Annotated in this window: 10 protein-coding genes and 1 pseudogene; 5 read left to right on the top strand and 6 right to left on the bottom strand. The window is 69.2% G+C overall.

Features of this window, described 5'->3' with window-relative positions:
• Positions 1 to 1688 precede the first annotated feature (1688 nt).
• The 6 genes and pseudogenes from rsmG to rpmH all read right to left on the bottom strand — a co-directional run bounded on the left by rsmG (position 1689) and on the right by rpmH (position 4909).
• A complete protein-coding gene (gene rsmG / locus M1L56_RS14920) occupies positions 1689 to 2345 on the bottom strand; it encodes a 16S rRNA (guanine(527)-N(7))-methyltransferase RsmG (RefSeq protein WP_248599835.1) in 657 nt (218 codons plus the stop codon).
• 28 nt (positions 2346 to 2373) lie between these two features.
• On the bottom strand, positions 2374 to 2871 hold the full coding sequence (locus M1L56_RS14925; protein WP_248599836.1) for a R3H domain-containing nucleic acid-binding protein: 498 nt from the start codon (positions 2869 to 2871) through the stop codon (positions 2374 to 2376).
• Positions 2872 to 2876: 5 nt separating this feature from the next.
• A complete protein-coding gene (gene yidC, locus M1L56_RS14930; RefSeq protein WP_248599837.1) occupies positions 2877 to 3836 on the bottom strand; it encodes a membrane protein insertase YidC in 960 nt (319 codons plus the stop codon).
• A gap of 231 nt (positions 3837 to 4067) precedes the next feature.
• A pseudogene (gene yidD / locus M1L56_RS14935) lies at positions 4068 to 4364 on the bottom strand (membrane protein insertion efficiency factor YidD); the annotation flags it as partial.
• A complete protein-coding gene (rnpA, locus tag M1L56_RS14940; protein ID WP_248599838.1) occupies positions 4357 to 4764 on the bottom strand; it encodes a ribonuclease P protein component in 408 nt (135 codons plus the stop codon). The pseudogene yidD and the gene rnpA, both read right to left, overlap by 8 nt.
• A 7-nt stretch (positions 4765 to 4771) precedes the next feature.
• Entirely contained in the window at positions 4772 to 4909 is a 138-nt protein-coding gene (gene rpmH, locus M1L56_RS14945; RefSeq protein WP_067947540.1) for a 50S ribosomal protein L34, read from the bottom strand.
• A gap of 408 nt (positions 4910 to 5317) precedes the next feature.
• Between rpmH and dnaA the strand changes: the two genes are divergently transcribed.
• The 5 genes from dnaA to gyrB all read left to right on the top strand — a co-directional run bounded on the left by dnaA (position 5318) and on the right by gyrB (position 12294).
• Complete coding sequence (gene dnaA / locus M1L56_RS14950; RefSeq protein WP_248599839.1) at positions 5318 to 6784, top strand: chromosomal replication initiator protein DnaA; 1467 nt, start codon at positions 5318 to 5320, stop codon at positions 6782 to 6784.
• Between the two features lie 476 nt (positions 6785 to 7260).
• The gene (dnaN, locus tag M1L56_RS14955) at positions 7261 to 8415 is read left to right on the top strand and encodes a DNA polymerase III subunit beta (protein ID WP_248599902.1); all 1155 of its coding nucleotides are present in this window, start codon (positions 7261 to 7263) and stop codon (positions 8413 to 8415) included.
• A 62-nt stretch (positions 8416 to 8477) separates the two neighbouring features.
• Positions 8478 to 9704, top strand: coding sequence for a DNA replication/repair protein RecF (recF, locus tag M1L56_RS14960; RefSeq protein ID WP_248599840.1), 1227 nt, complete (start codon positions 8478 to 8480; stop codon positions 9702 to 9704).
• Entirely contained in the window at positions 9697 to 10176 is a 480-nt protein-coding gene (locus M1L56_RS14965; protein ID WP_067947547.1) for a DUF721 domain-containing protein, read from the top strand. The genes recF and M1L56_RS14965 overlap by 8 nt, the downstream gene beginning before the upstream one ends.
• Before the next feature lie 123 nt (positions 10177 to 10299).
• Positions 10300 to 12294 (top strand): DNA topoisomerase (ATP-hydrolyzing) subunit B, encoded by a 1995-nt coding sequence (gene gyrB / locus M1L56_RS14970; RefSeq protein ID WP_067947548.1) that lies wholly within the window; start codon positions 10300 to 10302, stop codon positions 12292 to 12294.
• Positions 12295 to 12312 lie beyond the last annotated feature (18 nt).

The raw sequence follows: 12312 nt of genomic DNA on the forward strand, positions 1-12312 counted from the left end.
GTGCGACGGTGTCGCCCGAGGGTCCTGGAGGCGTCGGTGCGGACGGGGGGAGACGCCGCAGTCTTCCGCGGCGCGGGCTCTGCCGACGTGGACGGGTCGGCCGCGCGGGCGGATCGTCGCGAAGCGTGCAGGACGACTGTACCGCCGCTCTTCCCGAGACGGTGACCCGGTGGGTGTCAGAGCCGGGCGGCTGGCGATCCGGGTCAATCGACCTTCCTCGGACGACTGAGGCGACGGCGTGCAGTCTCCGGAGCCACTGTAAGTTGCCAAGGCCGCGAGGCGCGCCATTTGCACATGGCCAGCAATCCGAGCGCCCGGCCGACCCATCACACGACCGCGGTGATCGGCCGTCTGCATGAGCGCGTACGCGTTACCCGGGCAGCCTGAAGCTCGCGGACCCGCGGTTTGAGATTCGCGCGGTACGTCTGGTTCCGCGGGATGGGAACTGGCCTCGAGGCGTTTCACCTGAAACCTCGTGCGCGCATGCCCGTTCACGTCCCAGCGCCGTACGCGTTTCACGTGAAACGGACGCGGACTCCGAAGCCTTCAGACGCGCGAGGAGGTGGCCCCTGCCTCGCGACTCTCAATGGGCGTGCCGGAAGCCGAGCTCCGCGGGCGGCGGCGGAGTCGCGCCGCCCATCGCGCGCTGCCCAAGCCCCCCTCAGTGGGCGGGTATCAGGCAAGGGCGCGTCATCCCCGGCGCTCCTGAGAGCATCGGCGGCATTCACCCCTCGGCCACCCCTCGTCGACGAGCGGGTCGGCGTGCCGGTGCGACGTACGACGAGCATCCTTGGGTACGGACAGCAATCGCCCCCGTGCGGCCTCACGTCGGGCTGGAGCCAGACGAATCGGGCATCGCAGCGTGGTCGGCGGAATCGGCAGCCCGAAAGGACGTTCCGCGCCTTGCTCCGCCAGCGGTCGCAGCGCCCGGAGCGAGTCAGCAGGCCGAAGAGGGTCCAGATCGCAGGGGAGGGCGCGCGCGACGGGAGCCGTCGAGCGAGTTCCGCTTGCCCGACCGCCCGAGAGCGTTCCGGTGCATTGCGTTCTGCGCGTTCGGACCCCCGATACGTAGGCGGGCACGTCAAGTCCGTCGATCCCGGAACCCCCACGCTCGCGGTGGACTTCACGCCGCTGGGCGAGACGACCCTCGGGTGGGCACGACTGCCTCGTGGTGGGCACCGGCCGCGCACGGGGTGGCGTCACCTGGCCGGCGACCGAGCAGCACATGCATCGGCGCACCCCCGGAGGATCGTCGACACCTCTCGCGTCTCGCCTGAACGCGACAGGCCATCGCCCAGACCAAATGGAACAGACCGGTACACCCGGTCCCGGGACAAGGGTGCCGCCATGGGACGGGCCGGGGGAGAGGCGAAGTGAAACTGTCGCCCCGCGCCCAGAGAACGGCGCGAGGCGGAGGTGTCGACCGTCGCTTCGCGAACCGTTACGCCGCCGTGGTGCCATGCGCTGACACGGCGGAGGATCACCGGGCTCGCCTGGCGCGGCGAACGACGAACCCGAGTCGGTCGCGCGGTGCAGCCCGCACCGCACGACTTCGTCGAACCCCGCCCGACATCACACCGAACAGCGAGGCACTCCCGCCCTGGCGCGCACCTCGAGGAGCCCCGCCGTCGCCGCTGAGCAGCTTCCGTTTCACGTGAAACGCCGCGGATGCGGCAGCGAACGATCGCCTATGCCGCAGGCACGCGCGCCCGGAACACCCGGGTCACGTCGTCGACCACGCCCTCGCCGAGCACGACGACGTCGACGTCCTGCAGCTTGAACTTCCGGATCGCCTTCTCGGCCGCGCCCATCTCGCCGGTCACGCCGGCGCCCTTCATGAGCAGCAACTCCCCGCCCGGCGCCAGCAGCGGGGACGTGATCGGGATGAGCGTCCGGAGTGCGCTCACCGCTCGGGCCGTCACCTGATCCAGCCGGCCGGCGAGCTTCGCCTCCTCAGCACGCGCGCGCACCACGTCGACGTTCTCGAGGCCGAGTTCGTCCACTTGCCGGTTGAGCCACGCCACCCGACGCTCCATCGGTTCGATGAGCGTGAGGTGCACGTCGGGGCGGGCGATGGCGAGCACCAGGCCGGGAAGCCCTGCGCCCGAGCCCACGTCGCCGACGCGGCCAGGACGGAGGAGTGGCGCGACGAGGCCGGAGTTCACGACGTGACGACTCCACAGCCGCGGGAGTTCGAGGGGACCGATGAGCCCGAGCTCCTCGCCGTGGCGAGCGAGGTGCTCGGTGAACTGCCGGACGATCGGCAGCCGATCGCCGAACACGGTCGCAGCCGAGGGCGGCTCCGGCTCGAGGGCGTCCTGCCAGTCGGGGGAGTTGTCAGTCATGTTCCACGTGAAACGTCGAGTTCGGCGGTCAGCCGATGCGCGTGATCACGGTGTGGCGGTCGGCGCCCTCGCCGCGCGACTCCGAGTGGAGCCCACGCTCGGCGACCAGGTCGTGGACGAGCTTGCGCTCGTACGACGACATGGGCGGGAGCGCAGCCTCAGCGGCGCCCTCCTCGAGGCGCTCGGCCGCGCGTGCGACGAGTCGCCCGAGCTCGTCACGGCGGGCATCGCGCGAGCCGCCGATGTCGAGGATGAGCCGCGAGAACGCGCCCGTCTTGGTCTGCACCGCCAGGCGAGTGAGCTCCTGCAGGGCGGAGACCACCTCGGACTTCGCGAGCAGCGAGAGGTTCGCGCCCTCGGAAGCGTGCACCGACACGTAGGCGCGACCGTTGCGGGCGTCGATGTCGATGTCGCCGTCGAGGTCGCTGATGTCGAGGAGCTCCTCGATGTAATCGGCCGCGATGTCGCCCTCCTCCTCGAGCTGCTCGAGGGTTCGGTTGGCCGCGTCGGGCTTGACGTCGGTCATCGGGGTCACTTCCTCTTCTTCTTCGCGCGGTTCTTGCTGACCGGCTGCTGACGCTGGGTGGTCTTCTTCTCGGGCTCCTCCGAGGCGGTGCCATCCGTCGGACCGTCGACGACGAGCTTGCCCTTCTTGGCCAGGCGAGCTTCACGCGCCTTGGCAGCCTCGCTGCCGGGGGTCGGCATGTTGCGGATGACGATGAACTGCTGACCCATGGTCCAGAAGTTCGAGACGAGCCAGTAGAACATGACGCCGAGGGGGAAGGCGACACCCGAGACGGCGAACACGAGGGGGAGCAGGTAGAGCAGGATCCGCTGCTGGCGGAACATGGGGCTCGCCTTGGTCTCCGGCGACATGTTCTTCGAGACGATCTGCAGCTGCGTGATGAACTGCGACGCGGTCATCAGGATGATCATGACGACGGCCACGACCATGACCTGCCACGGTCCGCCGGCGTTCATCGCCTCGATGAAAGTCGCCTTGAGCGGCGCCCCGAGGAACGTCGCGTTCGCGAAGGACTCGGCGAGCTCGGGAGTGAGGACGCCGACACCGCCACGCTCGGCGTTGCGCGAGGCGTCGTTCAGCACCGAGAAGAGGCCGAAGAAGATCGGCATCTGCAGCAGCAGCGGGAGGCAGGACGAGAGCGGGTTCGTGCCGGTCCGCTTGTAGAGGTCCATGGTCTCGCGAGACATGGCCTCGCGCGAGAACTGGTCCTTCTTGCCCTTGTACTTGTCCTGGATCTTCTTCAGCTGCGGCGCGACCTCGAGCATGCGGCGCTGGCTCTTGATCTGTCGCACGAAGATCGGGATCAGCGCGGCACGGACGACGATGACGAGGCCGACGATCGAAAGCACCCACGTGATGCCGGCCTCGAAGGGCAGGCCCACGAACGTCCACAGGGAGTGGAACGCGACGAGGATCAGCTCGATGACCCATTTGATGGGCCAGAGGATGATGCTGAAGATGTCCATTGGAGCGGGTCAGTCCTTTCGGGACATGGGGGAGAGGTCCTGGTCCGCGGCGTCGCGGGTGACGGATGCCGCAGCGGAGGGATCGGCGACGGCGTGCGCGTGCCCGGCGTGGCCCCCGACGGGCTCGGCGGCGACTCCGCCCGCCGCGGTCGCGGCAGCACGTCGGCGCCTGTGGCGGACGCGCCGGACGTGGCGTGCTTCGCTCGGCGCAGCGGGGGCCCACCCGGCGGGGATCACGAACCCGAAGCGGGTGAGGCGGAACCGACGCACGCGCGGCATGGGCACGTCGTCGACGCCGCCGCGCGACCATGGGTTGCAGCGGACGATCCGCCAGGCGGTGAGGGCGGATCCGATCACCAGTCCGCGGTGCTGCACCGCGCCCAGTCCGTACGCGGAGCACGACGGGTAGTAGCGGCAGACATCGCCGTAGAGGGGCGAGACCACGGCGCGGTAGGCGCGGATGAGCACGACGCCCACGTTGCGGGGCAGGAGCCAGACGAACCAGGCGAGGTCTCGCACGTCACGCATCTTTCGCTGCGAGGGGGCGGGCTGCGGCATCCGCTGCGATGGCGGGTCGCGAGCGGGAGGCGGACCGCCGCTCGTGCACGTGGAGTGCCGAGACCACGTCGGCCCGGAGGGCGTGGAAGTCGGCGTCGGCCGCCGTGGGCAGCGCGCGCACGACGACGTCGACGGCGGAGACGCCGCCGTCGACGAGCTCGCGGCACGCGGCCTTCAGCCGGCGGCGCACGAGGTTGCGCCGCACGGCCGAGCCGACCTTCTTGGAGACGATGAAGCCGAAGCGCGCGTCGGTGCCCGACTCCCGTGAGCGGAGGTAGCTCACGGTGTGGGCACCGGCGACCTTCGCACCACGGCGCACGATGGACCGGTAGTCATCGGCGCTCGTGACGCGATTCGCTTTGGCGAGCACCGATCGCTTACGCGGAGAGTTCGGTGCGGCCCTTGGCGCGGCGGGCCGACAGGATGGCGCGGCCGGCGCGCGTGCGCATGCGGGCGCGGAAGCCGTGCTTGCGGGCGCGGCGGCGGTTGTTGGGCTGGAACGTACGCTTGCTCATTCTTCTTCTCCGGCTTCAGGGATCTCCTCGACGGGCGCGTCAACGGTGCGCCGGCGGGAAAACTCGGTGCCCGAAAGGGCTGCGGTCAACTGATTAAAACTACGGCCTGCGGATGCGGCGGTCAAACCGAGCGCACCCCGAACCGGATATTCTCCACCGATCCCCAGCTTGCCGCGCGGAACGACACGCCCGCGCGTCGTGGATCCGCCGATCGGCATTTGTCGGGGGCACTCGCATTCGCTAGCGTGTGAACCCAGTTATCCCCAGCCTGTGCGGCGGAATCTCGCGCTTCTCGCAACTTCGCTCACAGGCCGTGGAGAACGCTGTGAACAGAGCCTTCGGGCCGCTCCACCTGTCGTTCGGGGGAGCGACGAGCGGCCGGACGACGGTGCGAGATTGCGGGGAGCGATGACAGAACAGCCCATTTCCGACACGTGGGCGACGGTCCTCGACCGGTTGTCGGGAGATGAGGCGATCACGCCGATGCTCCAGGGCTTCCTGAACCTGGTGGAGCCGAAGGGCATCGCGGCGGGCACGTTCTACCTCGAGGTCCCGAACGACTTCACGGCGAGCATGCTCAACCAGCGCATGCGCGTCTCCCTCCTCTCCGCGATGAGCGCGATCGACGCGCCGTCGCCGGTGACCTCGTTCTACGTCGTCGTGAATCCCGAGCTGGAGGACGTGCGGCCGTCGGTCGATCACGCCGGCCCGGGCGGAGCGCTCGGCGACGGCGCGGGGCTCGGGGGCGCGGCATCCGACGGCCTGCCCGACCCGGTGGAGCTGCCGGCGTCGCACCAGTCGGTGTTCGACAGTCCGACGAACCCCGACCGTCCGCGTGATGCCCGCCTGAACCCGAAGTACTCGTTCGACAGCTTCGTCATCGGCCAGTCGAACCGCTTCGCCCACGCCGCGGCGGTCGCCGTGGCCGAGGCCCCCGCGAAGGCCTACAACCCGCTGTTCATCTACGGCGACTCGGGCCTCGGCAAGACGCACCTCCTGCACGCCATCGGCCACTACGCGATGAGCCTCTATCCCGGCATCCGCGTTCGGTACGTGTCGTCGGAGGAGTTCACGAACGACTTCATCAACTCGATCGCGAACAACCGCGGTTCGCTCTTCCAGCAGCGCTACCGCAACATCGACATCCTGCTGATCGACGACATCCAGTTCCTGCAGGGCAAGGCGGAGACGCAGGAGGCGTTCTTCCACACGTTCAACACGCTGCACGACCACAACAAGCAGGTCGTGATCACGAGCGACGTGCCGCCGAAGCACCTGACCGGCTTCGAGGACCGCATGCGCAGCCGGTTCGAGTGGGGCCTCATCACCGATGTGCAGGCGCCCGACCTCGAGACCCGCATCGCGATCCTGCGCAAGAAGGCGCAGAACGAGCGCCTCCAGGTGCCCGACGACATCCTCGAGTACATGGCGTCGAAGGTGTCGAGCAACATCCGCGAGCTCGAGGGCACGCTGATCCGGGTGACGGCGTTCGCGAGCCTGAACCGCACGCCGGTCGACATGCCGCTCGTGCAGACGGTGCTGAAGGACCTCATCACGGATGACACCGACAACGTCGTCGCGCCGGTCGACATCATCACGGCGACGGCCGAGTACTTCAAGCTCACGGTCGACGACCTGTACGGGTCGAGCCGGTCCCAGGCGGTCGCGACAGCGCGGCAGATCGCGATGTACCTCTGCCGTGAGCTCACGAGCCTGAGCCTGCCGAAGATCGGGCAGCTGTTCGGCAACCGCGACCACACGACGGTGATGTACGCGAACAAGAAGATCTCGGAGCTCATGAAGGAGCGTCGCTCGATCTACAACCAGGTGACCGAGCTCACCGCGCGCATCAAGCAGCAGGCCCGCTTCCGCTGATCGCGTCCGTGCAGCGGATGCCGCCGGCATCCGCTCGCCCCTCGACACCGCCGCACCAGCGGGGTCGACCGGGGGTCGTTCGGCGTACCTGCGAAACGCCTGAGCCAATTCCACACAGGTGTGGACAATCTGTGGATTGTTAACGAGCAACCACGTCGCGACTGTGCACACCGTGTGTCGACCTGTGCAGAACTCCGAACACGCGTCGGAGACGTCGAGCCCTCGCCACGGGGATCTCCACACACCGTGCACAGCCCGGACGGGCCGCTCGCCCCGTCGTTCCGGGCATCTCCGAACGCCATCCACAGTTTCCACACCGGTTAACACCGTTAAGAGACAGATGGTTAATCCGCGGCGTCCGACAACCTCGGACGGCGGCGCTCCGCTTCGGGCGCGTGCGTGCGGAAATGCCCCGCGTCCGGAGTGACCGTGCGGATAGCATGGGAGCCATCCAGCACCTCCACGACGGGAGAACCGTGAAGTTCCAGGTCAATCGCGACGTCTTCAGTGAGGCCGTGTCCTTCGCCGTCAAGCTGCTCCCGCAGCGCACGACCCTGCCGATCCTGTCGGGGGTGCTGATCCAGGCGAACGACGACGGCCTCGTCCTCTCCTCGTTCGACTACGAGGTGTCGTCGCGCACCGAGATCAAGGCCGACGTCGAGGAGCCCGGCACCGTCCTGGTCTCCGGACGACTGCTGGCCGAGATCGCCGGCCGCCTGCCGAACGCCCCGGTGAAGGTATCGACCGAGGAGTCGCGCATCTCGGTGACGTGCGGCTCGGCGAGCTTCACCCTCCTCTCGATGCCGGTCGAGGAGTACCCCTCGATCCCCGAGATCGGTGAGCAGACCGGGCTCGTGCCGGCGGAGGAGTTCGCCTCGGCCGTCTCGCAGGTCGCGGTCGCCGCGTCGCGCGACGACGTCACCCCGGTCATCACCGGCGTGCAGCTCGAGGTGCGCGAGAACAACGTGAGCCTCGTCGCGACCGACCGGTACCGGGTCGCGATCCGCGAGATCGAGTGGGACGGCGGCGGCGTGGCCGGCGAGGGCGTCGACGCCCTGACCGCGCTCGTGCCCGCACGCACGCTGCAGGAGGTCGGCAAGACCTTCGGCCACTCCGGCAACCTCTCCATCGCCATCACGAGCCGCGACGACCGCGAGCTCATCGCGTTCTCGGCCGACCGGAAGACCGTCACGAGCCTGCTCATCAAGGGCAACTTCCCGCCCGTGCGCCGGCTGTTCCCCGAGACCGTCGACAACTACGCCGTGATGAACACGGCCGAGCTCATCGAGGCGACCCGACGCGTCGCGCTCGTGCTCGAGCGCGAGGCCGCGCTCCGCTACACGTTCACGGCCGAAGGCCTCACCCTCGAGGCGATCGGCTCGGAGCAGGCCCAGGCGTCGGAGTCGATCGACGCGATCCTCACCGGTGACGAGACCGTCGTCTCGCTGAAGCCGCAGTTCCTGCTCGACGGCCTGCAGGCGGTGCCGAGCGAGTTCGTGCGCATCTCGTTCACCAAGACCGAGAACCCGAACAAGCCCGGTCCGGTGCTCATCACGAGCCAGACCTCGCGCGAGCAGGCGGGCGCCGACAGCTACCGCTACCTGCTGCAGCCGAACCTCCTCCTGCGCTGACCGCCGGCGGCGATGTCCGCGGGGCCGGGTAGCGTGGTGGTTCGCAGGAAGGGAGCCGCATCGTGCACGTCGCCAGGCTCTCGCTCACCGATTACCGCAACTACCGCACGGCCGAGCTCGCGTTCGAGCCGGGCGCGACGGTCATCGTCGGCCGCAACGGCCAGGGCAAGACGAACTTGGTCGAGTCGATCGGCTACCTCGCCACACTCGGCTCGCACCGGGTCTCGAGCGACCAGGCGCTGATCCGCGCGGGTGCCGACGCGGCGGTGGTGCGCGCCGTCCTGTCGCACGGCGGTCGCGAGGTGCTCCTCGAGTTGCAGCTCAACCGCCAGGGTGCGAACCGGGCGCAGGTGAACCGCGCCGCGGCGAAGCCCCGCGACCTGCCGCGGTACGCCCACACCGTCCTGTTCGCTCCGGAGGACCTGGCGATCGTCCGCGGCGAGCCGTCGGTGCGCCGCCGCATGCTCGACGGCCTGCTCGTGCAGCGCATCCCGCGCCTGGCGGGGGTCATGGCCGACTACGAGCGCGTGCTCAAGCAGCGCAACTCGCTGTTGAAGAGCGCCCGCGCCCGCGGTCTCGCCGCAGCGCAGCTCACGACGCTCGACATCTGGGATGAGCGCCTCGTCGGCCTCGGCGCCGAGCTCATCGATCGCCGCCTCGAGCTCGTCGACGAGCTCCGCGAGCCGCTCGCCGCCGCCTACCGCTCGATCGTCGACGCCGACCACCGCCCGGAACTCCAGCCCGTCCTGTCGATCGACGGTGCCGATCCCGACGACGAGACGACGGATGCCGCATCCGGCGGCACCGCGACGGCCCTCGAAGCCGCCGCCGACCGGCCCGGCACGGCCGAGCGGTTCGCCGCCGCGCTGACGGCGCTGCGGCGCCGCGAGCTCGAGCGCGGGGTCACCCTCGCCGGTCCGCACCGCGACGACGTCCTCCTGCTGCTCAACGGCCTGCCCGCCAAGGGGTATGCGAGCCACGGCGAGTCATGGTCGTTCGCGCTCGCGCTCCGGCTCGCGTCGGCCGAGCTGCTCCGCCGGGACTCGGCCACGGGCGATCCGGTCCTGGTGCTCGACGACGTGTTCGCCGAACTCGACCGTCGCCGGCGCGAGCGGCTGGCGGCGGCGATCGGCGAATACGAGCAGGTGCTGATCACCGCGGCCGTGCTGGAAGACGTGCCCGAACCCCTGGCGGGCCGCGTGATCCACATCGACGCGGGCCGCGTGGTCGATGCTCCGACGGATCCGGGCGCCGACGTCACGCTCGAGGCGGAGGCGTCCGGTGTCTGAGGCGGCGCGCACCTACCAGCACTTCCGCGAGATCTTCGGCGGTGAGCCCCGGATCCGGCCGGGCCGCGCCCGCACGCGCCAGCGTGAGGCCGCCGGCAGCGAGCCGTTCGCGCCCGGGCGCGACCCGAAGCCGCTCGGTGCGACGATCGACGCCCTCACCGCGCAACTCGGCTGGAGCGGTCCGCTGTCGCAGCACGAGCTGCTCGCGACGTGGCCCGACATCGCCGGCCCCGAGATCGCGCAGCACTCCGAGCCGATCGCGATCGAGGGCGGGATGCTGCAGGTGCGCTGCGAGTCGACGGCGTGGGCGACCCAGTTGCGGATGATGCGATCGGAACTGCTCCGCGCGATCGCCGAGCGGTACCCGAATGCGGGTGTGGAGAACATCCGCTTCCAAGGGCCGGACGCCCCCACCTGGAAAAGGGGTCCCAGATCGGTTCCAGGGCGTGGTCCGCGCGACACCTACGGTTGAGAGGGCAAAATCGGTCACTCGGGCGCTCACGAGGCCGCAGATCGGCGCGGAGCGCCTTGGACCGGTCGCGTTGTTGATAGGATCAAGGGTCGCCAGAACGACGGTTTGGAGCCCGATTCACCCATGACAGCGGAACCGACGAAGGCCCAGCAGACGCCGGAATACGGCGCCGACGCGATCCAGGTTCTCGAGGGCCTCGAAGCGGTCCGCAAGCGGCCGGGTATGTACATCGGCTCGACGGGTCCGCGCGGCCTGCACCACCTCGTGTACGAGATCGTCGACAACTCGGTCGACGAGGCGCTCGCGGGTCACTGCGACACCATCGACGTCACGATCCTCGCCGACGGCGGGGTCCGCGTGGTCGACAACGGCCGCGGCATCCCCGTCGACATCCACAAGACCGAGGGGCGATCCACTGTCGAGGTCGTGCTCACGGTGCTCCACGCCGGCGGCAAGTTCGGCGGCGGCGGGTACGCGGTCTCCGGCGGCCTCCACGGCGTCGGCTCGTCGGTCGTCAACGCGCTCTCGTCGCGCCTCGAGGTCGAGGTCAAGCGCCAGGGCCACGTGTGGCGCCAGTCCTACACGGTCGGCGTGCCCGACGCGCCGCTCGAGCAGGGCGAGACGACGGATGCCACGGGCACCTCGATCACCTTCTGGCCGAGCGAGGACATCTTCGAGACCGTCGAGTTCGACTACGAGACGCTCCGCGCGCGCTTCCAGCAGTACGCGTTCCTCAACAAGGGGCTCCGCATCAACCTCACCGACCTGCGCGAGATCTCGCAGCTCTCGGACGGCGAGGAGGACGAGCAGGGTCACCGCCACGACAGCTTCCTGTACGAGCGCGGCCTGGTCGACTACGTCGAGTACCTCAACCGCTCCAAGAAGACCGACCTCGTCAACGACGAGATCATCTCGTTCGAGGCGGAGGACACCGAGCGCCACATCGCTCTCGAGGTCGCGATGCAGTGGACCACGGCCTACACGGAGTCGGTGCACACCTACGCCAACACGATCAACACCCACGAGGGCGGCACCCACGAGGAGGGCTTCCGCGCAGCGCTCACGACGCTCGTGAACCGGTACGCGCGCGAGAAGAACCTCCTGAAGGAGAAGGACGCGAACTTCTCCGGCGAGGATGTCCGCGAGGGGCTCACCGCCGTCATCTCGGTCAAGCTCTCGGAGCCGCAGTTCGAGGGGCAGACCAAGACGAAGCTCGGCAACACCGAGGCCAAGTCGTACGTGCAGCGCGTGACGAGCGAGCAGCTCGGCGACTGGTTCGACCGCAACCCGAACGCGGCCAAGGAGGTCATCCGGAAGGCGCTTCAGGCCGCGACCGCGCGCCTGGCGGCGCGCAAGGCGCGCGAGGCGACCCGGCGCAAGGGCCTGCTCGAGTCGGGCGGCATGCCCGGCAAGCTGAAGGACTGCCAGTCGAAGGACCCGTCGATCTCCGAGATCTTCATCGTCGAGGGCGACTCGGCCGGCGGCTCGGCCGTCCAGGGCCGCAACCCCGAGACGCAGGCGATCCTCCCGATCCGCGGCAAGATCCTCAACGTCGAGCGCGCGCGGCTCGACCGGGCCCTCGCGAACGCCGAGGTGCAGGCGATGATCACGGCATTCGGCGCCGGGCTCGGCGAGGACTTCGACCCCGAGAAGGTCCGGTACCACAAGATCGTGCTCATGGCCGACGCGGATGTCGACGGCCAGCACATCACGACGCTGCTGCTCACGCTGCTCTTCCGCTACATGCGGCCGCTCATCGAGCTCGGCTACGTGTACCTCGCGCAGCCGCCGCTGTACCGCATCAAGTGGTCCAACGCCGACCACGAGTACGTCTTCTCCGACCGCGAGCGCGATGCTCTGCTCGAGGACGGGCTCGCGCAGGGCAAGCGGATCCCGAAGGACAACGCGGTGCAGCGCTACAAGGGTCTCGGCGAGATGAACCACCAGGAGCTCTGGGACACGACGATGAACCCGGAGACCCGCACCCTCCTGCAGGTCACCATGGACGACGCGGCCGCGGCCGACGAGATCTTCTCGACCCTGATGGGCGACGACGTGGAGTCGCGCCGCAGCTTCATCCAGAAGAACGCGAAGGACGTGCGCTTCCTTGACATCTGACATCGTGAACCCGGGCGC

The organism is Agromyces sp. C10 (assembly GCF_023217995.1).
GTDB classification, from domain to species: Bacteria; Actinomycetota; Actinomycetes; order Actinomycetales; family Microbacteriaceae; genus Agromyces; species Agromyces indicus.